Source organism: Psychrobacillus sp. NPDC096389 (genome assembly GCF_044762855.1).
In the GTDB taxonomy this organism is placed as follows: domain Bacteria; phylum Bacillota; class Bacilli; order Bacillales_A; family Planococcaceae; genus Psychrobacillus.
On record NZ_JBIWFB010000010.1, the window covers coordinates 128,270 to 154,380 of the forward strand.

Below are 26,111 nucleotides of genomic sequence, written 5' to 3' on the forward strand. Positions count from 1 at the left end.
TCACCTATTCTATTTCATATTGTTCCGTTAGGATATGAATATTTTTTAATAATACAAGCTTTAACTCTTCCTGAATGTCTTTTAACCTCTCTTCCAATAACTTTTTATTTTCAAACCCATCACTACTCAATTGACTAAAAATCAATATCTCCTGAAGTTGAGCAATACTTTCTAGGATGATGCTCGTAGCGCCCTTTGAAAATTGATTGGAAATCGTCGCTTTAGATTTATTTAATAATGAAGCAATTGTATTTTGAGCACCATATAGCATATATAACCCAGTAATCTCTTTTTGTTTTTGGGTTTGATGTTCGGCCAACTGATGTTGTAATTTTAATATGTGATTTATTACTTTTTCTTCGATTTTGCATTTACTTTCTTCATTTCCTTCTACATATACCTTAATCGCTTGATGCCTAGATTTAGCATTTTTAATCGATTCATTGGCAATTCTCGCTTCTTTAATGATTGAATGGTTCCATCTTTCTAAATCAATATCCTCTATTGGATCATTAATATACCCACTAGAAATACCGAAATATGGTTTGTTTTTAGGATACTTCCAAAGAAAGTACATATAAGTTGCAACCGTATAAGCTGTCACATAATCATCAGCAATTAGGAATATCTCATCACCCATACGATAATTTGCCCTAACCGTTAAGCTTTCACTACGACTCCCAAGTTCATTAATAATATTTTCCCAAAATGATAAATACGCTGAAAGTTCTTTTCCATTGTTATGCTTTGTTGAGTCCGTTATATCCATAATAAAAATAGAAATAGCATTTCCCACTAATATCACCACTTTCTTTCCTCGTACTATTTATTATATCTTAGTTAGTGAATTTCGGCTAATTTAATACTAATTCGATAAAATAGTCTAACTTATATTAAGTTAGATTTTTTTATCGAATTTATTCATCAAACTATTAATTTGAAGCTTTTGGAAATTAAGAATAAAAAAACAGCGAAAGTACATAAAAGATTTCCGCTGTTTTTCAAAATATTATAATTTATCTTCGGCAAAAAAATGAATGCAACTCATTTCAGTGACTTTAGTACGATGCAAAATTACACCTTTAAAGATCCACGAAAACCTCTTGCAGCATAGTAGGAATCAGCCCCATTATGGTAAACAAAGACAGTGTCGTAGCGCCAATCACAAAATATTGCTCCGCCCAGTTTTCTAATATTGGCAGGAGTTTGCACCCAACTCGACGTTTTCTTATCGAAGCTTTCTAGCTTTTGCAGTTCTCGGTACTCTTCTTCTGTTAAAAGGTCGATTCCCATTTCAGTTGCCATATCAATTGCGCTATTTTCTGGTTTGTGTTTTTTCCTTGACTCCAGTGCCTCACGGTCGTAACAAACACTTCTGCGACCTTTAGGGCTTTCCGCTGAACAATCACAAAATATGTATTCCCCCGTCTTTTCATCATAGCCAACAACATCCGGCTCACCCTCAGTTGCTTCCATTTGATTTAGTGACCACAGTTTTTCAGTGTTAACTTCGAGCCTAGCTTGTACATTATCCCATTCAAAACCTTCATGGCGGTTCATATTTTTCTCAAAACGTGCCTTTAAAGTATTGAATAGCTCTTCACGTTGTTCTAGTGACAACTCCTTATTTCCGTTTGTCATATAATATTCCTCCTTTAAATTGTACAGATTAGGTCCATAATTCATGTTTATAAATAAGTCTTTAAATGTTTTCTACCTGTAACTCAAGTGTAACATCTCCCATTGTATTTCTGAAAGCTTCTTGATGCATTTAGTCAATCCATTTCTCTTTATTTTTCAATGTTTAACTATAATCTATAAGGGAATATTTTCTTATAAGTCAAATTATAAGGAGTTTAAATATGCTTAATCATACAAAACATTACATCAACGGTGAATGGGTGGATTCAACTATTACAGAGACTATAGAAGTGATAAACCCGGCAACAGAAGAAGTGATTGGTAAGATTAGCAGTGGGACGAAAGAAGACGTGAATCGAGCTGTTCAAGCAGCAAAAGAGGCCTTTCCTTCCTTTTCTAAAATGTCCGTGGAAGACCGAGTGAAGCTTCTGGAGGATATTGCAAAAGAATATGAAAATCGGAAAGATGACTTAATCAAAATAATGACCGAAGAACTCGGAGCTCCTATAACAAAGTCAGAGGAAATCCATTATCAAATGGGGCTTGCACACTTCAAACAAGCTGCAGAGGAATTGAAAACTTTTCAGTTTACAGAAGAAAGGGATAATTCTTATATCGTAAAAGAGCCAATTGGAGTATCAGGACTAATCACCCCATGGAATTTCCCTACCAATCAGATTTCTACAAAGCTAGCCAGTGCATTAGCAGCTGGTAGTACCTTAGTGGTGAAACCTGCATCACAAACACCATTTGCATCTATTATTATAGCGGAGATTTTTGACAAGGCGGGTGTCCCTAAGGGCGTCTTTAATCTGGTGAACGGTTCAGGTTCAATCGTTGGGGAAGCGATCAGCACTCACCCGGATGTCGATTTTGTATCCTTTACTGGTTCGGGATCAGTTGGAGGCAGTATCATGAAAAATGCTGCAGAGGATATTAAAAAAGTCTCATTAGAACTTGGAGGAAAATCTCCTTTCGTCATTTTAAAGGATGCAGATGTAAAAGAAGCGGCGAAAACTGCTTTAGCCCAGATCGCTACGAATACAGGGCAAGTATGTTCAGCACCAACACGAATGATTGTACCAGAAGAAATGCATGATGATTTCATTAAAGCAATGAAAGAATTAGTAACAGAGTTTCCTGTCGGTGATCCACAGGATAAAAATACATTCATGGGTCCTCAAGTTTCGGAAGAACAGTGGAAAACAGTTCAATCTTACATCAAGAAGGGCCAAGAAGAAGGTGCCACTCTTGCTATCGGCGGTCCAGGCAGACCGGATGGAATCGATAAAGGATTCTTTTCCAAAATCACCGTTTTCACGAATGTGCAAAACGATATGACCATTGCACAGGTGGAAATCTTTGGACCTGTCATGTCAGTTATCACATATAACAATCTTGACGAAGCAATTGAAATTGCCAACGATACCATCTATGGTCTGGCTGGTTATGTATTCGGAAATGATAAAGAGGAACTGAAGAAAGTTGCTTCCAATATCCGAGCAGGACAAATAAGGATCAATAATCCTCAATCAGATTTATCAGCACCCTTTGGCGGGTTTAAACAATCCGGAATTGGCCGTGAATGGGGAAATTATGGAATCGAAGAATTTCTAGAACCTAAAGCGATTATGGGAATGCCAATTTAATATAGAAGTAAAGCTGTCCAAGAAGTTTTTTGGGCAGCTTTTTTAGTGCGTCTGGAATTTGAGAATACTTAAACTTTCAAAATTAATTACTGGCCTTTACGTAAGTATAGTGCCTCTTCTGATAAAAACTTTTTTTTTTTCAAATAAGCTCACTTTTTTGCTAAAAACAAGATTAATATATATTTCCAAATGCATCACAGTGGAATTCTATTGTAAATGTTTTTTCAACTGCTGTATTATGTAAATCATAAATTCCTTCTATACTGAATTCAATTATTTACATAACAAACGTTAGTTCATTTCACTGTATATAAATGCTTCACTAATTCACGATTTTTATCTTTAAAAATGTCATTATGTGAAGATACCATTCCATGACCATAAGCATCTGGTGTAATATATTGCTTTGCTTTATTCACAGCGTTTGCTGCATCTTTTTGCGAGATGCATTAATTCTTGGAAAGAAGCTAACAAAGTGGATAATAATCGTTTTATTAGCTCCTCTCTTTATTACGTTATATGACTTTCTTTATTCTTTTATTTTTCAAGACTTGTTAACCATGTTGTAAGTTCTTCTGTTTGTATAAGAACAGCAAGAGGATCGTAATACCAAGAACGTTCTTCTGGCCAAACATAAAGGCGATCATTTTTAACAGCAGATAAACTGCCCCAAATTGGATCCGCTTTAAAATCTTCTACTGTTCGGTCATCAGAAGTCATAATAATAAAATCACCTGCGTATTCTGCCAACATTTCTTCTGAAATCTCAGCCCATTGTTTTTCCATAATTTCTTCAGCTACTCCAGCGGGAGGTTTGCGGCCAAGTGCTTGATAAATAGGTTGTCCACCTCGTCCAAAGTTATCACCGTACACCCATGTGGACTTGCCGCCATCTTCCAAAATAGAGAAACTTAAATTGTCTTCAATGGCAGCGTCCACTTGAGATTTTGCTTCCGCAATACGTTGATCATATTGCTCTAGCCATACACGTGCCGCCTCTTCTTGACCAAGTAAATCCCCAAAGTATGTTAACTCATCATGTACATTTGATAGTTCCCCATAGGGTATAACTATGGTCGGTGCGATTTTGCTAAGTGTCTCATAGTTTTCACTATTACCAGAAATGATGATATCTGGATTGAGTGCTAAAATTTTTTCAGTGGAAGGGTTTCCGTAATCTCCAATATCCTCAATTCCTTCTAGTTTATCTTTATAATAATAGTTTTGAATGGATAACCCAGGAGCCCCAACTGGAATAACATCTAAAGCGATCAAACTGCCCAAGTACTCTTCAGCAACTATACGTTTTGGATGAGTAGGAATCTCAATTTCGCCATTACCTGTCATTACCTTTTTGGTTGTGCTTTCTTCTTTAACTACCGAGTCATTCATTTTTTCTGTAGAATTATTGGTAGATTCACAAGCGGACAGTATTAGAGCTATAAGTAGTAACAATGGAATCATAGCGACTAAGCTTTTTACTTCCATCTCATTTCTTGTTGACTGCATTTTATTAACCTCCTTGATTAATAATGATAATCATTATCACTATTAATCCCAATGTTAATTGATTATAAAGAGATTGTCTATGCACGATCATGATGTTTGGCTCTTCCATTTTGTGATATTAACACTTTCATTAATTCATCTATTTGTGCTAAAGAGGACAGTGGATCATAGCCAAAAAACAAATCTGGTTGGTCCATGATATAGACTTGCTTTTTTGCTACTGCCTCCATTTCCAACCAATTCTCTGATAAAAATAAACGGTCCATTCGCTCTTTTCCTTCTTTATTGGAAGGTAATCCAGTGATAAAAATATGATCAGCAGGATAATCGACAATCGATTCTACCTCAATCTCTAGATACCCCTTTTGCGCAATCTTACGTTTAAGCAATTTATGCGGATATTGAAATCCGATATCTTCGTACAAGATTTGAGCTCCCCTACCGAAGCTACTATGAAAGCAATATGCAGAATTTGCATTAATCTCCCATACTATAGCTGTTCCCCTATCTCCTAGTTGCTTGTCTAGTTCGCGGTTAAAGTTCCAAATTATTTCATCATATTGTTTCAGCCATGCTTCTACTTTTGACTGTCTATTCACAACAGTAGCAATGAGTCGAAATTGCTCCTTCCAGCTCATGTTCATAAACGGCAGGGCGAGTATTGGAGCTAACTCAAGCAGTTTTTGATAATTACTTACTTTGTTATAGTCAATAATGACATCCGGACTGACAGAGGCGACTCTTTCACTAAGTGAATGCGCACTAATACTATATATATCTATTTTTTTATCTGATTTTACTTGTTGCACATTATCCATCCATGTCGTATATACACCTAATTCCGGCACTAAACCTAATGCGAGCAAGCATGCAGTATGATTACTATTTAGAACAACTATCCTTTTTTGTTTGTGATGAAAGGCTGTAGGTGACAAGCCTACTAGTTGCTTAAATTTCCTGCTTAAATAATTTCCCTCTTTGTACCCGACTTCTTGTGCTAAGCTCTCCAGTTTTGGTATACCATATAACAACTTATTTTGAGAGGCACGAATACGAAGCAATGCAATGTAGGAACTGAAGGTTTGTGTAGTATGTTTGCGAAATTCACGGGAGAAATGTTCGGGGCTAACATTCGCAAATGCGGCCATTTGATCACGAGTCAAATCCTCATGAAAATGTGTGTTTATATACTGAAGCACTTGTTCCATCCACGAGCTATTTTTTTGTCGTTGTCTTTCAAGTTCTTCATATAGTTCTACTAATAGCTCAACAAACAATTGTTGCACTTGAAATGGTTTACGTTCATCCAGCTGTTTCCAAGCCCTTTCTAACTCTGTCGTTACACTTATCGTGGTGGAAGAATAGCTTTGAAGAGGTTCAGGAAATTTCAGTACATTCGATTCAATGCAGTCATTCGTCACGCAACGATACGTAATCAGTGTTCCCTGAAAAGTGGTATGCGATTGAGTAAACAACTTTAATTCCTGGTAATTATGCCAAAGTACCACACAACCACGTGACAACTTGAACTGCTGTTCTTGAAGAGTGAGTATACCACTTCCATTCGTAATAACTAAAATACAAGGAAGTGTTGTCCGTTCTTGTTCATTATTAGGTAATGAGCCTTCCCAGTTCGATATGCTTACAGGTATATAATATGTATGAGAAAACGAGCTATTATGTTTGGATGACTGATCGTCCATGATTACATCACCTCTTAATTACTTAATTAACTAAATTTGAACTGGCAGCAAGTAGTAAAGCTAGTAGAATATTAAGACCTTTTAAAATAGCAAACTATCACGTTACTCTTTAAATAACGTGATAGTTTTGAATTCTAAAATAGTGCTATTTATTAGTTCTCTATTAAATTGCAAATTGTGCTTCGTGAAGCCTAGTATAAGCTCCATTTAAAGCGAGTAACTCCTGATGGCTTCCTTGTTCTGTAATGCCATCTTCTGTTACAACAATAATGCGATCTGCGTTTTTAATCGTTGCTAATCGGTGTGCTATTACTAATGTAGTGCGCCCTACCGATAAATCGGTTAATGCTTGCTGTATGGCAACTTCTGTTTCCGTATCTAGTGCAGATGTAGCTTCATCCAAAATAAGTATGGATGGGTTTTTAAGGAACATCCGGGCTATAGATAGTCGTTGTTTTTGACCACCAGACAATTTAACGCCTCGTTCCCCGATCAACGTGTCCATCCCTTCCGATTGAGCTAAAATAATTTCCTCTAGCTGTGCTCTTCTTGCCGCTTCCCATACTTCCTCTTCAGTAGCATTTAGATTGCCATATGCTATATTTTCGCGGATCGTTCCATCAAATAGAAAAACATCTTGTTGGACGATTCCAATTTGAGAGCGAAGTGAAGCGAGCGTCATTTGTCTAGTTTCTATTCCATCGATTAACAAAGACCCTTCTTTTATATCGTAAAAGCGAGGCAGAAGACTACACATTGTCGTCTTCCCACCACCTGATGGACCAACAAGGGCAACTGTTTCTCCTGCTCGAATCGTTAAATTAATATTATTTAATACATTTTCTTTGCCTTCATAACCAAAAGAAACGTTTTCGTATACTATATTTCCCTCCAAATGCTTAACAGCTATTGCATCCGGTACGTCTGCCACATCAGGTTCCGTGTCAAGCATCTCATTAAATCGTTTAAAGCCAGCAATACCTTTTGGGTACATTTCAATAACTCCGTTAATTTGTTGAATTGGTCCTAAAAACACATTCGAAAGGAGAACAAAGGCTAAAAACTCTCCATATGTCATGTTTTTATTAATAACAAACCAAGTTCCGCATAGTAGAACGAATAATGTAACAATTTTCATCAGAATGTAGCTTACAGATGAATTCCAAGCCATCACACGATAAGCAATTAATTTGGAATCACGAAAACGACTATTATTTACCTTGAATTGTGTAATTTCATGATCTTCGTTCGAAAAAGCTTGAACGACACGCATTCCACTCACATTGTTTTCTACACGTGCATTAAAATCTGCAATGTCTGCAAAGAAACGGCTAAAGGCAGCAGACATTTTCTTACTGAAGTATAGGGAAAGACTTACAATAAGCGGTATGATGATAAATGTAAGAACAGCAAGTTGTGGGTTAATAGTGAACATGATAGTAAATGCACCAATAAGTGTCATAAGTGCGATAAACAAATCCTCAGGACCATGATGCGCAATTTCACCAATATCCATTAGATCATTTGTCATTCTTGAAACTAAATGACCTGTTTTATTATTGTCAAAAAATCGGAAGGACAATTTTTGCACATGCGTGAATAGCCTTTCACGCATATCCGATTCAATAGAAATACCTAGTTTATGCCCCCAGTAGGTAACTACAAAATGGAGTACAGCACTGATTATGTAAATTCCAAGTAGTGAAATACACCCCCATAAGATCCAGCTCCAGTTAGAGCTAGGTAACAGGTCATCTACCACACGATGTACCGCTAACGGAAAAGCTAATTCCAACAATGCGGCAAAAACCGCACAGGAAAAGTCTATAATGAATAATGTTTTATAAGGTTTATAGTAAGAGAAAAACTGTTTTAACAATGTTGGCCACTCTCCTAATTTTCATCTAATAGTCTTTCTATCGTGATGCAATCATTAACATTCCATTGACTGTTCAATAGCTATATATTTTCTGCTTTATCGCTGACATCACGTATTTAATATCAATTAGTCTTTCAACCTGGAAAGTAAATAAAGGAAATACGGTGCACCAATCACTGCGACAACAATCCCAGCTGGAATCTCTGAAGGCTGTAAAATAGAGCGTCCAATTGTATCCGCAATAAGTACTAAAAGCCCACCTGTTAATGCAGCAGCTGGTATTAAAAATTGATGCCTTGACCCGACCAATTGACGGGCTAAATGTGGTCCAATAAGTCCTACAAATCCAATTCCACCACTCACAGACACACTAGCACCAGCTAAAGCAACAGCTGCAGCAAGTAATAAACGGCGCTCTTTTTCAATCGATGTTCCAAGTCCAGTCGCTGTTAAATCACCTAAATTTAATACGTTTAAAACGCGTGCTTTTGAATAGACAAAAGGAATTAAAATGAGTATCCAAGGTAAAAGTGATAAAACGAATTTCCAATTGGATCCCCAAATACTACCCGCTAACCAAGTAGCAACAAATTGATAGTTTTCAGGGCTTAAACGAAGAGTTAAAACAATCATTGCAGAACTGATACCCGCTGCAATAGCAACTCCAGTTAAAATGAGTCGCATCGGAGAAATACCTTCATCCCGCTTATACGCTAATACATAGATGATAATTGCCGTTATCCCAGCACCTGAAAACGCTAATACCGGAAGCAAAAACACTGGTACAGCTGTAGTAGACGGGAAAAATGAGATAAAAAGCATAACAGCAAGTCCAGCTCCCGCGTTAATACCTATAATACCTGGGTCCGCGAGTGCATTACGAGATATTCCCTGTAAAATACAACCTGATATAGCAAGTCCCATTCCGACTAGTATGGATATAACAATGCGAGGCAACCGAAATTCATACAATATTAATTGTTGCTTGTCTGTTCCTTGACCGAACAATGTTTGGATTACTTCAATTGGCGATAAACGAATAAAGCCTGTATTCATACTAATGATAAAAAACGTTATTATTAGCAATCCTAAACCATAAATAATGAACAGATTCCGTCTATTACTTTTTCGTTGTTTCTCGGTTAAATATGCTTTACTCATATTTCTTTCCCTCCTTTACGCGCAAGATAAAGGAAGAATGGAACACCAATTAATGAAATCAATGCACCAATAGGCGTTTCATATGGAGGGTTTATCATTCTTGCACATATATCTGCCAATACAACTAAAAGTCCCCCCATTACCATAGAACAAGGAATAATCCAACGATAATCATGCCCCACGATTAAACGTGTTAAATGTGGAACGATTAATCCAACAAAAGCAACCGCCCCGACTACAGAAACTGCTGCGCCTGCCAATATTAATACGATAATCATTCCGAATAATTTAATCGTTTTTACTTTTTGACCAAGCCCGACTGCTACCTCTTCTCCGAGACTTAATAGTGTAATGGAACGAGAAAGTATTATTGCTCCAATCATCGCTGCAAGAATCCAAGGAAACATGATCTGCAGATTGATCCACTTCGTTCCAGATACACCGCCTGCATACCAAAACGCCAAATCTTGTCCAATTCTAAAATAGAGCGCTATCCCTTCACTAAGTGCACCTAATAATGCGCTTACTGCCGCACCTGCAAGAACAAGACGCATAGGCGTTAAGCCATTTCTTGACATGGATCCAACACCATAGACTATCCCTACTCCTAAGCCGGCACCTAAAAACGAATACATGATTAAATACATATAAGGTAAACCAGGAAAAAATGCAAAACAAAGTGCTAACATAAAAGCAGCACCAGCGTTCAATCCTAAGAGACCCGAATCAGCGAGTGGATTCCTTGTCATACCTTGCATTAGTGCACCTGCAACTGCAAAGCATGCTCCTACCATCGCTGCACCTAAAACACGTGGCAAACGAATCTCTTGAATAATTTGATGTGCTGTCAAATCAGCATTGAAATGAAAGACAGCGGTCCAAACAGTTGCAAGCTTAATATCTGCTGCACCAAATGAAATGGAAAGACCAATTGCCAAGATTAATGCTAACGTCCCAAAAAACAGAACTATGATGCCAATAACCGGACGTGCATCTTTTTTATAGTCAATTGATTTTTCCATTTTAGTAGATGTTTCTATCGAATTGCCCATTTGTAATCTCCCTTTTTTTGTATATCAAAACTCACACTTCACTTAGAATCTTCTCTCTACTTTTCCAAGGAGATGGATGATCCTTTTGGCATAGCTGATAAGATAGACAAATCGGATTATTACTAAAAGGACAGGTTGTAATACATGCTTCGATATTAAATACAAGTTGTAAGTTTGAAAAAGTCATTACTTCTTCGGGACTACCTTCCGTCATTAATGTCCCGTCTTTCATGGCAATCATATAATGCGAAAATCGAGAAGCATGATTCAAATCATGCAGCACCATGACAATTGTTCTGCCCTCTTCCTCATTTAGTCGTTGCAAAAGAAGTAATATATCTAGTTGATGCGCAAGGTCTAAATAGGTTGTTGGTTCATCCAGTATAAGTATTTCTGTATCTTGGGCAAGTGCCATCGCAATCCAAACTCTTTGTCGTTGCCCACCTGAGAGTGCATCAATGGGACGATCCCTAAACTCATCCAGGCCGGTAACATTAATCGCCCAATTTATAAATTCGTAGTCTTCTTTTTTTAACGTCCCAAATCCTTTCTGATGTGGAAATCGTCCATAAGAAATCAGTTCAAATACAGTTAAACCACCCGGTGCATCTGAAGTTTGTGGTAAAATAGCCATTTTTTTAGCAACTTCTTTTGTTTCTAATTGATGAATTGCTTTTCCATCCAGATAAACTGCACCTTTTTTCGTTTTCAATATACGAGAAATCGCTTTTAATAAAGTCGATTTACCACAACCATTTGGTCCTATAATCGTCGTTATTTTATTTTTGGGGATGGAGACGCTTAAATCTTCAATTATATTTGCGTTCGCATACCCTATGGCTACTTGATCTACTTTTAAAGCTTCCATACTACTACTCTCCTCTTCTTTTATTTAAAACAAAAACACCTTGTCTTGTAGTCACGACTAATGAATAGTAGACAGTTTGTTTTGCTTATAAATTAATAACTCCTTTACAGTTGATAATGATTATCAGTGTCACTTAAATGAGTGTAGTAGATTAATTGGAAGTTGTCAATGTAATCTGACCATTATTTAGGTATATAACTCTATTTATTAGAATAATTGAATATTGACTTGACCTTTATTCAGAATACTGATAAGTTATGAGTGATAATGATTATCACTATCAATTATAGTTTCGCAAAGGAGATATATTATGTATAAGAATAAAAGCTTTAACGGAGCCATTTTTCTATGTTTCATAGTACTAGTCGCTTTTATAGCAAGTGGTTGTACTAGCAGTAAATCTACAGAAGAAGTGGAAAACGATAAAGAACAAGAAACAGCAAAAACGAGAACGTATGAAAGTGAAAAAGGTCCAATAGAGCTTCCAATGCATCCGGAACGTGTTGTTGTAATTGATCAAGATTATATTGGAGACGTTTTAGCTTCTGGGATTACTCCAATCGCCACAACAGGTTGGGCTTTTGAAACACCTTACTTTAAAGAACCATTAAAAGACGTCGAAAATATAGGCGATAAAGTATCGTTCTCCATAGAAAAAGTAATCGAATTAGAACCTGATCTTATTCTTACTTATAATGATGAAGAATATGAGGCACTTTCCAAAATAGCGCCAACAGTTTTAATCCCATTTGGTAAATATGGAGATTATAAAGAACGCATTTTAGTATTCGCTGAAATCTTAAATAGAGAAAAAGAAGCAAATCAATTCCTTGCTGATTTTGACAAAAAAGTAGAAACGAAAAAGAAAGAATTGGAACCGATTCTAAACAAAAATCCTAAAATAGTTATTTTGGAAGTAACGGATAAAGATTTATTCCTCTTTGGGGATTCATACGGTCGTGGTGGTCAAGTTATATACAATGAGCTCCAATTAAATGCCCCTCAAAAAGTAGTAGACATTGCGTTTAAAGAAGGTTGGGCGAAAATCTCCCAAGAAGTTATTCCCGACTATCTCGGCGAAGCGGATTATATCTTGTTAGGTGTTCGTGATAATGGAGTAGAAAATAGTAAAGAAATCATGAAAAGTTCTCTATGGAATGACCTACCTGCTGTAAAATCCGGTCAAGTTCTAACCTATGACCTTAATACATTCTATTTTCAAGATCCAATCGCTCTAGAATATCAAATGAACGAAATTTCAAATTTTATGGAAAGTAAAAATAACTAAACCTTAACTAAAAAGCTTTACTTAGATTTAGACAGCAAGGTTTGTCTATAATCCTAAGTAAAGCTTTTTGTTTATTTAACTAAATCGTCAAAATTATTTTTCAAATTTTACTCTGATTAAACTGACCTGAACTTTTCTCACGAATCCCTATAAAATTATGCGTACGAATGCAAACCAGCAATAACTAGATTTACAAAAACTTGATTAAAAACGATTGTACCAAAACCAATAATAGCTAACCAAGCAGTCCTCTCGCCTTCCCATCCCTTACTAATTCGAAAATGTAGAAAAGCAGTATAGAATAGAAATGTAATAAGAGCCCAAACTTCCTTTGGGTCCCATCCCCAGAAACGTCCCCATGCAAGATGTGCCCAAATCATCGCAAAGAATAGACCACCAAGTGCGAATAATGGAAAACCTATAAGAATAGCCCTATATGAGATTTCATCCATCAATGTTAGATTTACTTTATTGGTTAAAGGTCGTAATAATTGGGCTATTTTTTTCCGTGTAACGATACGCAGCAATCCATATAAAATAGTTCCTGTAAGAAATGACCAAATAATTGTATTCAATTTCGATGCTTCAATGTTTATAGGAATCTCGATTAGCCCTGGATATTGATCAGCTGATTCATAGCTGTACCCCGTTTTATCTAGCGGTTTAACAGTATTTGAGTTTGCGGGAACAACAATAGCCGGTAGATGATAATCGTAATATTGTATTTGCCCTTCCTTATTTTCATACTCATAACTTACAGCGTAATCAATTGTTCTAAAAGCAGTAGTAATAACGATAAACCCTACGACAACAACCAACAGATATAATATAAATTCTAAAAAGAACACCCTTTTATCTTTCTTATTTGGATCTATTTTTTTGATAAGATAGATTAAACCAGTTACAAATGAAATGGAAAGTATTGCACTAGCAATAGCAACCGTTAATACATGAATAGTTAGCCAATTACTTTGTAATGCAGGTATTAAAGGAGTCACTTCCTTTGCAAACATACTTGCATAAGCAATTATTAGAATCGAGACTGGCAATAAAAACAAACCGATAATCGCCTGTCGATAAATATAAAAAATAACGAAAAAACTCCCAACTAACATCATCCCAAAAAAGGTTAAAAATTCATAGAGATTACTAACTGGTGCATGCCCGGATACAATCCACCTTAATATGAAATAGTTTAATTGTGCAACAAAGCCAATGCCAGTTAGTGTAATTGCTAACCTTATAGCTCCCTTTTTCGTGGATTTTACTGCTAATCCAAAAGGTATAATCGCAATTAAGTAAATAACAAATGAAAAATATAAAGACATGCTGCTAATGGATATAATAGAATTAAAAGCCATATAAACACTCCTCATCTAAACTTTTTCTATATTTTCAAAATATTAATGCTTGGTATGTCTAATATATCCCAAGGAACCAATATATTCTATAAAGTGGGAGTGTTTTAATTTTTACATTGGTCAATTTTGTGACAAAATTGAATATTGTTTTTAGAAAAGATAATTTCTAAATATTTCAGTTGAGATTAGGTGAACTTGCATAAAGTACTTAACCTAAAAAATGAGAACTCTCCATTCAGGCTGTAGAAATTGCCAAAAAGGAGTGTTCTCATGTAAAATAATTTGCTTATTATACCAATTTTAGATACAAACTCTTTTATTTCCCTGCATAATTATCACAACAGAGGAGCTTTTGTTTCGAAACAGGCAGTTTGTTTAAGAAGAGATTATTCTTTAGCCATCCAACTTATTGAGTAAACAAAAATTAGCGATTTGTTTGCCCTTCACATGTATAATGCTTAGTTAAAAATTCATCCAAAATTACTTTATGACTTTTAACAATGTTCTGTGGTAATTCATTAGGAAAAAAGAAATCAAATGTGATTGATTCCGATTTATCTATGTTTAACTCTCCTTCAAAGCCTTCTGCATAATAAGCAATTGTAACAACATAGAATTCATCTCCATTTTCGGCTTTTACGAAATTCTTTGGACCAGAATAAACGTTTATGAGATTCAGTTTATCAACCTTTAGACCAGTCTCTTCAAATATTTCCCGTCTAGCTACATCCTCAGTGGATTCTCCTAATTCCATTAGACCTCCAGTAATCCCCCAAGCGCCATGTGGAAACTTTCGTTGTTGTAATAACAGCCTCCCCATTTCATCAATAATAATCGTAACGGAACCTACGAATATTAATGGCCTATGACCAACTTCTGCTCTTAAATCTTCTATATACCCCATAATTTAACACCCCTTTTAGATATTTCTGCGCTAATATTCGGAGCTTGTTGAAGAATAAATCAATATTTAAATGAGGGATTTTCCCTAATATTCAGAAGGACTTCCTCTAAATCCGTTGGAAGCAAATGCGTAGTATGATAGAAAAAGCGTTTATCTGTTCCTTTATTTTCAAACTCTTGCACTAATTCTAAACATCTATCTCCCATCTGATGTTCTTTTATCCTTAAAGCATCTCTTCTCAACAGTTCATCTTTACCCACCCATAAAATAACATATATAATTTCAACATTAGGCACCTTAGTATAAATCCTTTGAGCAAATTGTTCTACCTCTTCTGGAAAAGCTACATAATCAATAATTACATTCTTATTTGCCTTTACAAAATTAATACTTAAATCGGCTATGTTTTTCCAAACTAAGGAAAGTGATTCTTCGCTCTTCCAAGGTTGAAGATATCCACCGACAACCATATGATTGAGCAAATCACCTTCAATATATGCACTTTGATCAAACTTTTCTGCAAGACCCATTGCAGTTGTAGATTTACCAACGCCTGCTGGCCCAGATATAATATAAATTTTATTCATAATTTCCACCCATTTTTTATATAGTTATGAAGTGCAAAGTTTTAAACCGTGAAGGCTGTCTTAAGTATCAGCTTGTAACTTAAAAAGCTTTTTTCTGTTTCCTCTAATAGCTTTTAAGTAAAGGTTTTATATTTAATAAACCCAACTCAACAGATGTCTCTATGTAACCAACTATCTGATTAAATGTAAAAACATCAAGATTTTCACTTACAACTTTCTTTTCATATTCCAGATCACCTAATACATAAGGAATAAACTTTTCAACATCTTCGGACTTAACCTCATCCAAATCTATGATTGCAGGAAAATTACTTAGCGTTTTCCTCAATTCGTCGGTAAAGCCATAGTATTCTAACAGTTTCCCATTTAATAATCGAAAATCATTATGGTACAGATTCAGTATTTCTTTATTATCTTCCATTCTGTTTCTCAACCAAGGTAGATAGAAACCTTTTAGCCATATATCATCGGCGATTAAATGTGTAAAGTAGCCTAGAATATAAGGATTTTCTACCAGTGAATTATATTTATTCAAAAACTCTTTATAATCAACGTTTCTCGAATAGTCTTGTACTTCCCCTCTAAAAAAATGCGATAAGTCTTTATCGGAAGCTGCATCTGCTGCAATGCCGCCAATTAGAAATGATGTTCTATCTTCTATCAATAGACTTTTGGCAATTTTATTAGCAATAACTAAGTGCATTATTCTAGAACCCAAATTACCTCACCCTTTATGTATTATTTATTCTTTCTCTCTTTTAATATAGCCATATCCTATAAAACTTCGAGAATACTTTCTTAAACTGAACAGTTCTATAGGTCGCTAACTACTTCAGTTACCAATGCGACTTCCTCTCGTACAAATATCCATCAAAATAATGGTCTTCTTAATAAAAATCCTTCGTTTTAGCTTCATATAATGTACATTATTTTTTTATCCAATTATCTTCCCACTGAAAATCAGAAGCATCACTATTACCATGAATATCTGATATAATTGCAATCCTATACAAGTCTATCCCCGCACTTTCATTCAATCTTCAGAAGAAGTCAATTTGATAAATTCCTCTACATCTTTCACACATATTTCCATTCCTTTTTCCCAGAATTCCTCCGAAGTAATGTCTTCCCCTAAATGCTTCATCACTAGATCTTCTAGGGTCATACTTCCAGAATTACGAAGTAAGTTCAGATAATCCTTTTCAAACTCTATCCCTTTCTCCTTTCCCTTTGCAAAAATACTTAAAGCAAATAAATATCCAAAAGTATATGGAAAATTATAAAAAGGGGATTGCGTTATATAATAATGTGGCGTCCATACCCACGAGTAAATAGAAGGATCTTCTAGTGATCCATCATATGCTTGATGTATGGCATCTTCCATTAACTGATTTAGACGATTGGATGATACAATGCCTTTTTTACGTTCTTTATAAAAACTCTGTTCAAATAAAAACCTTGAATGAATATTCAGAAAATTCATAGCGCTACGTTTTAATTTTTCATCCAATATAAATAATTTATCCTCTTTTGACTTTGCCTGTTTCATAGAGGCATCAAAAATAATCATTTCTGAAAAGGTGGAGGCAGTTTCAGCAACGCTCATAGGATAGCGTTTATTAAGCCCGTTAACAGACTTCATTGCATAATTATGAAATGCATGACCCAATTCATGAACAAGCGTTAACAAATTTAAAAAAGTACCCCCAAAGTTCATCAAAACTCTTGATTCTCCTGTCATGGGAAAACCAGCACAAAAGGGAACTGTGGACTTATTGGCACGGTCCTCGACTTCTATCCAATTGTCGTGAAAAGCTTGCTTAACAAAACCTTCTAATTCGGGTCCAAACTGACTAAAATGTTCTATTATTAGTTCAGCCGCTTCATCAAATTCTATTTTAGGTTTACTATTGGTAATTGGAGCCCAAAAGTTATAAGCTTTCATGCTAGAATCACCCATCATTTCAGCTTTTCGATTCAAGTAATTCGAGAAGGGCTTTTTGTATTTACTTACCACTGACCACATAGCATTCAATGTTTCTTCCTTCATTCTGTTCTCTTTTAAAGGTGTTTCTAATACACTCTTTACTCCAGACTTTTTATATACCTGTAAACGGAAACCAGCGATATGATTTAATATTTTCGCAAATAGTTCTTCTTTTTCTTTCCATATAGATTCTAAAACATGATGAGAATCCTTTCTCACTTCTTCATTAGGATGAGAACGTAAGTTAATTGCTTGTCCTACGGATAGATTTTTTAACTCTCCCTCAACTTGAACTTTTACGTTAATACTACTCACTAATGCAGAGTAAAAATGACCCCAAGCATGATATCCATCAGCCATTAAATCAGTTATTAAATTTTGTTCCTCATCTGATAAATACTTATTTGTATTTTCACGCCATTCGTTTAATATAAATTTATAATCCTCTAATTCTTTAGCCTTCATTAAACCTTCCCATATATCCTGCTTTGTATTTGCTATTATTTTTCTCAGCTTTAATAATTCTTTTTCAAAATCGGATTCTATTGTTGCTATTTTTCCACGTAATGTTGTAGCATCTTGGTCCCTTGTGTTTTGAGCAAGAAGACAAGTGATAAATGAACTAGCTTGTGATAAGTTAACGCAAATCTCTCCAATAGCTATAAATCAACCAAGTGAGCAGTTTCATTTATAGCTATTGGAATGGCAAATGATTTCACATAACTATTTAAATCACTCACTTGAACTTCCAATCGTTTTATATGATTTATAAATTGATTTGACTTGCTTCCACCCTGAAAAATCTTATTCAAATTCCAATTTTTTTGATACCTAATTTTCTCCATCCTCTTCCTCCTCGAATTCGGTATATTATGTACAAATCGAACGTATATTCTCACTATAGCATATAGTTGATTATTTGGAATCTCTCGGAATGTATATTGTCAGAAATATTTTAAAATGCAAAAACAGCAACTTCTTAAAAGATATTGCGCTACCTGACTAAAGGAACTTGTGGTCTTGTTTAATAATCTCATTTTCTTATGCTTTCCATTGATCTAGAGTAACCAAAACACTCTCTAAATAACTTCCTGCCAATATACTTTTGGAAATTATTATATCTATCTTGGTGATACTCGTTAAAATAGCTAATCATTCTATTATGACTTTTGCAAAACGATTCAACATTTTCAAAGCAAAATCTCTTAATCCTTTCTGTATCCAGCTCTTTTTAGAACCTCATAAGTCAATTCTAATATCTCTAAAACATACTCATCACATATTTTTACGATATAAGGAATAGCCCAATCCTCATAGCATGTCCGCAGCAAGGAGTACATATGCTTTTGACGGACATACCCATCACAGCTTCTAGAATAAATACAATGCAAAATCATTTTTTGGCAAGGATTTAAATTATCTATAGCTTCATCTGAAAAATCAGTATAATAAATACGGTAAGGAAACCTAATCCAAGTATTATCTTGATAATATTGAATGCTATCCTCTGACACATCAATCTTGGTATTATGATTTTCATATAGAACCATGCCACTCACTATAGACACATCTTTCCTTAAATAGTTTGGAAATCCATCTTGAAACATTCGATCACATCCTTATTTTGCACAATGTTGCTATTTAATTTGTGCCTACAGTAACCTCGTGTTTGAAATTTCTTATACACACGAAGGTAGCGACAGATATACTAATAATTCCACTTACTAAAATAATCCAGAAATGAACCCTACCACCTATTGTGGAAGAATTAATAATAAAACCGCTAAGTAATAGCATTACACTACCGATTACTCCCCAAAAACCAATTGCCAATTTCGGTTTTTTTTTTATTAAATAATAACCAACTATACTCAATATGTAGAATACGCTAACCATCATAATAGCCGGAAAAAGTGGCTGAAATTTAGCTGCATAAACAAAATAATCTAGTTGACTAATATCATGACCACTTGTAATTTCGATGTTAAATAATTTTGTAAACGGTGTTGAATACCCCCATTCCAAAGAATCATAAGTTATTGCACTTCCTTCATATCTAGCCATTAAGGTTGATAACAATAAAGTAAAGATTCCAACGAAAAGTTGTAATATATACTTAAACAATTTTCTTCCTCCTCATAAACTCCAATTATTCTCAATACAGCTTTTATTTTGTTCCAAGGTAGATAAACGTGTTGCAGTGAATAAAAGTCACAAGTACTTTAGTAATGCCTCTATTCATTGAAATATTAATCCTAAGTAATCATCTGACTGTTGTTTCCCATATAGCAAATCCATTTTCATCAAGAGCTTGTGTTTTTACTATACTTTCATCCAATGTGAATGATTTCTTAAAAATACTGTACCATCCCCTCATATTGTCATCTACTTCAAAAATGTTTGCTTCATAAACCTCTCCATTAATTGATACTTGTACATCTTTAATTTCTTTATTGGTAATTACACCACCAAAGAAGTGATTTTCTATTCCACTGTCCATGTATCGATCTCCGAGACCAGTATAATCAAAAGTAATCCCGTCTTCTGGATCTAATGTAGGTACAGTTAATAAAATCTCAAACCTTGGTTCATTCGATGTTACATTAAGATGAATACCTAGCTTATCACTATAGAGGATAACGTACTTTGTCTCTTCAATTTCCTTATAAAGTATTTCTGTCTCTGGGTCTTTGAAATACTCATTGGCTAAATCGGAATCATAGATAAATTTCCTTGTTTCAAACAAAGAATGTTCTAACCATTCAATATCTTGCTTCAATTGAATGTTCTCTTTCTCTAAATCAGTTACAACTTTAAGGTCATTTGGGTTAACATTATCCTCATTATTAACAGGATCAATAAAAGATAAAGCTACAATTACCAATGCAATTATTGCAACTACCCAAATTAACTTTTTTATTTCTTTCACTTCTTTTCCCCCAATAAAATTCTTTTTTCCTTAACTATCCACAAAACTCTGCTTAGTACTAACCTATAGGAAGTCTTAAGATGTAGATGATTTTAATGCAAATAATCAATCCCTTTTTGAAACTACACTTTATTCAAATATTTATGTAATGCTACTAGTTCTTTTCTACGCGGTAGTACCCCCTGCAAAATACTGAGTTCTTCGGTTTAACGGCAATTAAAAATGAATTTATTATATCAGAGGAGGAAATCAATAAATTTATCCAACTTATATACAATAAGATTGATTTAATATTCCCAGATACATAAATTGAGACAATAGCAGGAACTACCGATAATGCAATCAGGGGCAAACTCATGAAGAGCCAAAATCTCATTTTGGATAATACTGCATTTGTATGTAGCCAAAAAAATGTTCCACGAAATGTTAAGCTAATGTCGCCTTTTTTATTAATTACTAAAATGTGAAGACTTTCGTGAATGATGAAGACAAAGATACCTATTAAGATTAGAACGAATATATTGATAGGACTGTCCCATGCATTAAAGTAACGGGACATCAGGAAAATAAAGATCTGGAGTAAATAAACAAACTTCATATAATTCTTCCGAAACCAATGATTCTTTATGAACGGGGTCCATTCTACCAAATCCATATTTAATTGCGGTAAGTGTCGAAACCATAATATCAAAAACGTCTACTCCTTTCTTCAATGTAAATAAACAAACCATATCAAAGCATTATCATCCTGAATTTTCTGATTTTTTTGAGCGAATATCACTTCTTTACTTTACTCATCTGAACACTCGTAGGCTTCACTGAATCTTATGCCACTTTAAATCTTCAGGTATATGAACCTGACTGACGTTTTCGGCAAGGCCGTAATAATAGAGAGCTTCTCCTTCATGATTAAATGCAGTTGCATTTAGAAAATCCACTTGTTCGCTAAATGGAAATAAGAATGAAATACGCTCCCCTTTTCTTATTGCTTTTCTTTCTAAATCAGTATCTACACCAACCTCTATATAAGCAACCTCCTCAGTATTAGAGATGACACTTAATAATGTGGCTGCATCATTCTCTCCTGTGAAGCTAAAACCGCCTACAGTTTGAATCATATCCGCACTGAAAGGAACAATGGTAGATGCACTGCTTCGAAATAGAAATCCATACTTCTCGGTTAATACCGTTTGAAATATCTCTTCGTTATCATTCTTAAATAAAAATATAGTAGATTTACCCGTATCATATGCTTCCACTAACTCTGCATCTTTTGATAACAATGGATTCCCTTTAGCAGCACTTAATGCAGTAAACCTATATCCATTAAAGATAAAAAGCACTATGATTATAATTAATACCGGTAGAACTTTAACCCCTTTTCTCATCCTATAATACTCCCTTTTCACTTTCCTTTTTACTTAAACTAACCTGCTCATTATACGTTTGAAACGAAAAGAAGTTCCAATATTACACGAATTTTCCATTTAAAAATATTAATACTTTCATAGAAAAATAAAAATGAGCTGGGAAATGTCTCCCAAGCCCATTGTATTTTAATTTTCTTTTATACTAAATCACCGGAAAATGATATTAGTATTTGCTACATTCATAGGAAACTATTTATATAAAATAGTTAAACTTTACTTGATTTATATTCTTCCACATATTCTTCTAGGTCCAGTACTTCAATAACATTTGAGCAATGTAAAACTGTCCCTACGAAATCTCTTATATCCAGACCATTCATTTCATAAGTAGTTTCGTCATTAACAGTTCCTGTAGCACCTTCAATGAATGTTATTTTATAGCCCCTATCATAGGCTGCTATTGCTGTAAACTGGCAACAAAACTCCGTATTGAATCCTGTAATAAAAAGATGATCCACACCTAGTTGCAACAACTTATCATTAAGTTCAGTCTGAAAAAAAGCACTTGGTGTCTTTTTTTGAATTACAATATCTGCATATTTTTTTAAAGAAGGATACAATTCTGAGCTTAGCGCTTCTCTATAAAACGGGCTTGTTTCTTCATCACTTATATTTCTAATAAATATGATAGGTTCTTCATTTTCTTTGAAGTCTCTAATAATACTTTCAATACCATTAAGTTCTTGTAGAAAATCTTTAAACTCCACAATTACATTTTGGACATCAATTACTAATAGTGCTTTCATATCTCCACCACCTTTTTAATGCTTTCATTAGTTAATTCGCCAGTAATACTTAATTTCCTGTTTGTTGCACTAATACACTTAGTTAGTTCAAAAAGGAATTATTATTAACCATCCAAGTTATTGATTCGATAATCATATCTGGTCTATCCATATGTATGGAATGACTTGCCTGTTGGGCAAATATTAATTGACTATTTTCAGAAAGTTCCGCTTGATTCATAATCAGTTCTTGCCATTTTTCTTCAAATATCCTTAACTCTGATTCTGGTAAACCATCTTCTATTCCCAGCTTAATATTATGTTCTTTATCTCGACCAATTACAATTAAAGGTATATTAATGAATTCCCCTAAATTCTTTATCATAACTGCGTCATGCTTCCAGTTACTGATTTCAGAATACATTGCTTTGTATAACGAAGGATTTACATGGAAATTTATTAAACGTTGCTGTATATCAACAGGAAATAGCTTTTGTTTATTGGTAAGAGTAGGATTCATTATTTTTCTTAATTCTTCTTCATTCATTAGAGAATAAGCACGACAATTTTCCATCCAAATCTCATCACTCGAATCTTCATATAATACCGGTGTATCCAACTCGTCTAAGACCTTCAAATCCACAGAAGTAGAATCTACTAAGATTACTCCTGCAACCTTTTTAGGATATTCTTTCACAAAATGCTGAGCACATAATCCACCATATGAATGACCAACTAGCAATACAGGTTCATGTATTTCAAGTAGGAGTAGTAACTCAATTATTTCGTTTACGACCGCCTGTGTATTTCGGACTTCTTGTTGAATTTCGCTCTCACCAAGTCCGGGTCTATGAAACATTACTAGTCGATTAGATTTACTTAATGACTCGGTCACATCGTACCATTCATCAAATGAACATCCCATACCTGTAAGGATAATTATAGTTGTACCACTTTTTCCTTTTTGAAGAATCTCTATTTTATTATGATTAATTGTTAAAAATCCGATAATATTACTCACCCCTTGCTTATACTTTTGTATTAATAGCCAAAAAGTTCTGTTTACTATAATGATAAAAATAATTAATAAAAATAATACACCTTCTATTACGTCGTGATGTAGTGGAGCTTCTTGATACTTATTTTTCCCTCCAAAACTTATGATTGCGACAATCGAAAATGGTGAAATTATAAAAACGGATTTTCAGGGTGATGAAATTATTGCCCAAGAAAGTTTCTTAGATTGTCTTCATAGAAGTTATAAAAAACTTCCTGATTGGTTGGGATGAGGATGTTATATTGCCTGTAGTGCAATGTGGACCTGATGCAGGGACGCTGGATGCTTAGCAGAACTAGGTATTAGTTGTTAAATGAAATAGAGTCAGGATATTCATTTAATCCCTGTCTTTACTTTTACTTTTTTGCACGTAAAATATATAAAACTATTAAAAGTATCCCTGCTAATATTAGGCATATATAGCTTGCTAATTGCTTGTTTTGAATTTCAAAAGGAAAATCTAACCCTGTCCAGAGGGTTCCAATGCCAGTTACCCAGAATACAAGAAACAAGAAAAACACTATTGATTTCATTTAATTCACACATCCTCCTTTTACTCCCACCCAAATTATTACTTAAAATGGTAATTACATTGCTATTTGTATTGATTAAAATTTGTTTCATTTGGCATTACCAATTTAATGTATGCAATATCTTTTTCGTTAATTATCATTCACGTCTAAAGAAGTGGATACATCGACTCAATGGTGTTGTTACGAAGCATTTACAACTTTGTTTAGTGTGGTTTCAATTCCTGGACAATAGAAAAATAGAAAGTGAGTTGAGCAAGAAAAAGCAAATGCAAATGCTTTTCTTGGTAAATGTTCATGGAACATGGGGAACCGCAGATAAGCTAAGGCTGAATGACTGTTATCTCTAATTAAAAGTGCACATAAAAATGAACTGGGAAATGTATCTCCAAGCTCATTGCATTTTGATGACTATTTTTTACTGAAACACCCATTACTTTAAGTACAATATTTTACAATCTTTCTTATGGAATAACGAAAAAAGCGACCTTCACCTAATAGAATCATACCCGTTGAATAATAGTCACTCGTTAACCAATCCCAATCATTAAACCATATAAGCCAAACAATAATAATATTAATCCCGAAATACGATTAACGAAACTTAAAGAAAAATTTTTCATGCGGTTTGCAACTATTCCTGCTATGCTACTTAGCAATAGCCACCATAATGCTGAACCTAAAAATACTCCTAACACTAAGATTAAACCAAGTGTCGTTGTATAATTATTTATAATTCCGAGACCTGAAAAAATGGCAATGAATGATAAAATAGTTACTGGGTTAGTTAAAGTTAAAAAAAAGGTAGATGCGTAAGCTGTAAAGGGTTTGTTACCTTTTGCTTTAGCTGATTTATTAGAAGGTCTTGAAAAGAATATTTTTACGCCCAAGTAACATAAGAAGGTACTACCTATAAAATGAAGCCAAAACTGCTGTCCAATTAAAAAATTGGTAATAAGCGTCAAACCCAGACCGGCAATTAAACCATATAACCCATCTGCTGTTGCAGCTCCTAAACCAGAGACAAATCCAACGAACCTACCATGCTCAAGTGTTCGACGAATACATAAAATCCCAATTGGTCCAACTGGAGCAGCAATACTGAAACCAATAATAAGTCCCTTAAATAACATTTCCGCGAACATTTAATTTTCACCTATTTTATTAAATTTATCTTTTTGCAGTGGGATACGAAAAGTTTCTTTTGTTGTATCCATTACAATTGTTGTTTTTGTTCTTATTACGCCAGCAAGGCTTTTAATTTCATAACTTATTACTCTGTCTAAATCTTTTGTATTTCGACAACGAATTTTCAATAAATAATCGTCTTCCCCTGCAATATGATGACATTCTTGTACTTCATCTAAATCTGTTACAAGTTGTAGAAAATCTTCCCTGTATTTCGGTCTTTCTAAGGAAACTGTTACAAATGCAGTACACTCTGTCCCTACGCTTTCACCATTTACCATTGCACCAAGCTCTTTAATTACTTTATTGCTAAACAAACGATTAACACGGTCTGCTATTGCTGGAGCAGATAATCCAATTTGAGAAGCTAATTCAGCCCAAGTAACCCTTCCGTTTGTCATTATCGCCTTGATTATTTTATAATCGAAAGAATCCAATACCATATCCCTTTCTTTATAAAGTTTTAATCATTATATTATTAATAAAACAAAAATTCAATTATTTTTCGTGAGAATAATAAAAAACGGGTATTTCTTTGTTAAATAATCTGTTTCGTTAGTTGAAGGAGATCTTAAAGGATTAAATGTATACTCTATATAAAACTAGTTAACATAAACCACGTATAGGCAGTGAAAAAGGATCTTCGGTCGGAAGATCTTTTTT

The 26,111-nt window shown here is 34.4% G+C and carries 27 protein-coding genes and 2 pseudogenes; 3 read left to right on the top strand and 26 right to left on the bottom strand.

The genetic code is table 11. The features are described from left to right. Positions 1 to 4: 4 nt before the first annotated feature. Entirely contained in the window at positions 5 to 808 is an 804-nt protein-coding gene (locus tag ACIQ38_RS19995) for a hypothetical protein (RefSeq protein WP_402827350.1), read from the bottom strand. Positions 809 to 1,074: 266 nt separating this feature from the next. Further along, the gene (locus tag ACIQ38_RS20000) at positions 1,075 to 1,641 is read right to left on the bottom strand and encodes a DUF4256 domain-containing protein (RefSeq protein ID WP_402827353.1); all 567 of its coding nucleotides are present in this window, start codon (positions 1,639 to 1,641) and stop codon (positions 1,075 to 1,077) included. A 221-nt stretch (positions 1,642 to 1,862) separates the two neighbouring features. Here ACIQ38_RS20000 and ACIQ38_RS20005 point away from each other — a divergent pair, with 221 nt between their 5' ends. Beyond that, positions 1,863 to 3,290: an aldehyde dehydrogenase family protein gene (locus ACIQ38_RS20005; RefSeq protein WP_402827356.1), complete on the top strand. Its 1,428-nt coding sequence runs from the start codon at positions 1,863 to 1,865 to the stop codon at positions 3,288 to 3,290. A 296-nt stretch (positions 3,291 to 3,586) separates the two neighbouring features. On the opposite strand, the pseudogene ACIQ38_RS20010 reads toward ACIQ38_RS20005, so the two are convergent. From ACIQ38_RS20010 to ACIQ38_RS20040, 7 genes and pseudogenes are all read right to left on the bottom strand, one after another. After that, a pseudogene (locus ACIQ38_RS20010) lies at positions 3,587 to 3,727 on the bottom strand (thioredoxin reductase); the annotation flags it as partial. 100 nt (positions 3,728 to 3,827) lie between these two features. After that, complete coding sequence (locus ACIQ38_RS20015) at positions 3,828 to 4,799, bottom strand: ABC transporter substrate-binding protein (protein ID WP_402827359.1); 972 nt, start codon at positions 4,797 to 4,799, stop codon at positions 3,828 to 3,830. Positions 4,800 to 4,876: 77 nt separating this feature from the next. Continuing rightward, positions 4,877 to 6,502: an ABC transporter substrate-binding protein gene (locus tag ACIQ38_RS20020; protein WP_402827362.1), complete on the bottom strand. Its 1,626-nt coding sequence runs from the start codon at positions 6,500 to 6,502 to the stop codon at positions 4,877 to 4,879. Between the two features lie 163 nt (positions 6,503 to 6,665). Next, on the bottom strand, positions 6,666 to 8,381 hold the full coding sequence (locus ACIQ38_RS20025; RefSeq protein WP_402827365.1) for an ABC transporter ATP-binding protein: 1,716 nt from the start codon (positions 8,379 to 8,381) through the stop codon (positions 6,666 to 6,668). A gap of 126 nt (positions 8,382 to 8,507) precedes the next feature. Continuing rightward, the gene (locus tag ACIQ38_RS20030; protein ID WP_402827367.1) at positions 8,508 to 9,542 is read right to left on the bottom strand and encodes a FecCD family ABC transporter permease; all 1,035 of its coding nucleotides are present in this window, start codon (positions 9,540 to 9,542) and stop codon (positions 8,508 to 8,510) included. Then, a complete protein-coding gene (locus ACIQ38_RS20035) occupies positions 9,539 to 10,582 on the bottom strand; it encodes a FecCD family ABC transporter permease (protein WP_402827584.1) in 1,044 nt (347 codons plus the stop codon). Before ACIQ38_RS20035 ends, ACIQ38_RS20030 begins: the two co-directional genes overlap by 4 nt. Positions 10,583 to 10,625: 43 nt before the next feature. Continuing rightward, on the bottom strand, positions 10,626 to 11,462 hold the full coding sequence (locus tag ACIQ38_RS20040) for an ABC transporter ATP-binding protein (protein WP_402827370.1): 837 nt from the start codon (positions 11,460 to 11,462) through the stop codon (positions 10,626 to 10,628). A gap of 310 nt (positions 11,463 to 11,772) precedes the next feature. Here ACIQ38_RS20040 and ACIQ38_RS20045 point away from each other — a divergent pair, with 310 nt between their 5' ends. Beyond that, positions 11,773 to 12,750, top strand: a complete 978-nt coding sequence (locus ACIQ38_RS20045) for an ABC transporter substrate-binding protein (protein ID WP_402827373.1) — start codon at positions 11,773 to 11,775, stop codon at positions 12,748 to 12,750. A gap of 155 nt (positions 12,751 to 12,905) precedes the next feature. Here ACIQ38_RS20045 and ccsB read toward each other — a convergent pair whose 3' ends face one another. The 15 genes from ccsB to ACIQ38_RS20120 form a co-directional block, all read right to left on the bottom strand. Then, positions 12,906 to 14,111 carry a c-type cytochrome biogenesis protein CcsB gene (gene ccsB, locus ACIQ38_RS20050; protein WP_402827376.1) on the bottom strand — a complete coding sequence of 402 codons (1,206 nt, stop codon included), beginning with the start codon at positions 14,109 to 14,111 and terminating at the stop codon, positions 12,906 to 12,908. A 424-nt stretch (positions 14,112 to 14,535) separates the two neighbouring features. Next, positions 14,536 to 15,015, bottom strand: coding sequence for an NUDIX hydrolase (locus tag ACIQ38_RS20055; protein ID WP_402827379.1), 480 nt, complete (start codon positions 15,013 to 15,015; stop codon positions 14,536 to 14,538). 59 nt (positions 15,016 to 15,074) lie between these two features. Continuing rightward, entirely contained in the window at positions 15,075 to 15,602 is a 528-nt protein-coding gene (locus ACIQ38_RS20060) for an AAA family ATPase (RefSeq protein ID WP_402827382.1), read from the bottom strand. A gap of 103 nt (positions 15,603 to 15,705) precedes the next feature. Beyond that, entirely contained in the window at positions 15,706 to 16,320 is a 615-nt protein-coding gene (locus ACIQ38_RS20065) for a hydrolase (RefSeq protein ID WP_402827385.1), read from the bottom strand. Between the two features lie 315 nt (positions 16,321 to 16,635). Further along, positions 16,636 to 18,252: a M3 family oligoendopeptidase gene (locus ACIQ38_RS20070; RefSeq protein ID WP_402827588.1), complete on the bottom strand. Its 1,617-nt coding sequence runs from the start codon at positions 18,250 to 18,252 to the stop codon at positions 16,636 to 16,638. Beyond that, positions 18,249 to 18,434: a hypothetical protein gene (locus ACIQ38_RS20075; protein WP_402827388.1), complete on the bottom strand. Its 186-nt coding sequence runs from the start codon at positions 18,432 to 18,434 to the stop codon at positions 18,249 to 18,251. The genes ACIQ38_RS20070 and ACIQ38_RS20075 overlap by 4 nt, the downstream gene beginning before the upstream one ends. Positions 18,435 to 18,794: 360 nt before the next feature. Continuing rightward, a complete protein-coding gene (locus ACIQ38_RS20080; RefSeq protein ID WP_402827391.1) occupies positions 18,795 to 19,196 on the bottom strand; it encodes a hypothetical protein in 402 nt (133 codons plus the stop codon). Between the two features lie 34 nt (positions 19,197 to 19,230). Continuing rightward, positions 19,231 to 19,713: a YjdJ family protein gene (locus ACIQ38_RS20085; protein ID WP_402827394.1), complete on the bottom strand. Its 483-nt coding sequence runs from the start codon at positions 19,711 to 19,713 to the stop codon at positions 19,231 to 19,233. Positions 19,714 to 19,852: 139 nt separating this feature from the next. Beyond that, a complete protein-coding gene (locus ACIQ38_RS20090) occupies positions 19,853 to 20,518 on the bottom strand; it encodes a hypothetical protein (protein WP_402827397.1) in 666 nt (221 codons plus the stop codon). A gap of 154 nt (positions 20,519 to 20,672) precedes the next feature. Further along, complete coding sequence (locus tag ACIQ38_RS20095) at positions 20,673 to 21,116, bottom strand: DUF3267 domain-containing protein (protein WP_402827400.1); 444 nt, start codon at positions 21,114 to 21,116, stop codon at positions 20,673 to 20,675. Continuing rightward, the gene (locus ACIQ38_RS20100; RefSeq protein ID WP_402827591.1) at positions 21,061 to 21,249 is read right to left on the bottom strand and encodes a hypothetical protein; all 189 of its coding nucleotides are present in this window, start codon (positions 21,247 to 21,249) and stop codon (positions 21,061 to 21,063) included. Before ACIQ38_RS20100 ends, ACIQ38_RS20095 begins: the two co-directional genes overlap by 56 nt. Positions 21,250 to 21,333: 84 nt before the next feature. Beyond that, a complete protein-coding gene (locus ACIQ38_RS20105) occupies positions 21,334 to 21,906 on the bottom strand; it encodes a hypothetical protein (RefSeq protein WP_402827403.1) in 573 nt (190 codons plus the stop codon). 248 nt (positions 21,907 to 22,154) lie between these two features. Then, the gene (locus ACIQ38_RS20110) at positions 22,155 to 22,694 is read right to left on the bottom strand and encodes an isochorismatase family protein (protein ID WP_402827406.1); all 540 of its coding nucleotides are present in this window, start codon (positions 22,692 to 22,694) and stop codon (positions 22,155 to 22,157) included. Between the two features lie 82 nt (positions 22,695 to 22,776). Further along, positions 22,777 to 23,694 carry an alpha/beta fold hydrolase gene (locus ACIQ38_RS20115; protein ID WP_402827409.1) on the bottom strand — a complete coding sequence of 306 codons (918 nt, stop codon included), beginning with the start codon at positions 23,692 to 23,694 and terminating at the stop codon, positions 22,777 to 22,779. Between the two features lie 392 nt (positions 23,695 to 24,086). Further along, positions 24,087 to 24,263, bottom strand: a complete 177-nt coding sequence (locus ACIQ38_RS20120) for a hypothetical protein (RefSeq protein WP_402827411.1) — start codon at positions 24,261 to 24,263, stop codon at positions 24,087 to 24,089. 131 nt (positions 24,264 to 24,394) lie between these two features. Here ACIQ38_RS20120 and ACIQ38_RS20125 point away from each other — a divergent pair. Beyond that, positions 24,395 to 24,610 (top strand): annotated as a pseudogene (locus tag ACIQ38_RS20125) (IS1595-like element ISSpps1 family transposase); the annotation flags it as partial. A 180-nt stretch (positions 24,611 to 24,790) separates the two neighbouring features. Here the strand turns inward: ACIQ38_RS20125 and ACIQ38_RS20130 are convergent. Further along, positions 24,791 to 25,405: a LysE family translocator gene (locus tag ACIQ38_RS20130; RefSeq protein WP_402827414.1), complete on the bottom strand. Its 615-nt coding sequence runs from the start codon at positions 25,403 to 25,405 to the stop codon at positions 24,791 to 24,793. Next, positions 25,406 to 25,891 carry an Lrp/AsnC family transcriptional regulator gene (locus ACIQ38_RS20135; protein WP_402827417.1) on the bottom strand — a complete coding sequence of 162 codons (486 nt, stop codon included), beginning with the start codon at positions 25,889 to 25,891 and terminating at the stop codon, positions 25,406 to 25,408. Positions 25,892 to 26,111: the final 220 nt, after the last annotated feature.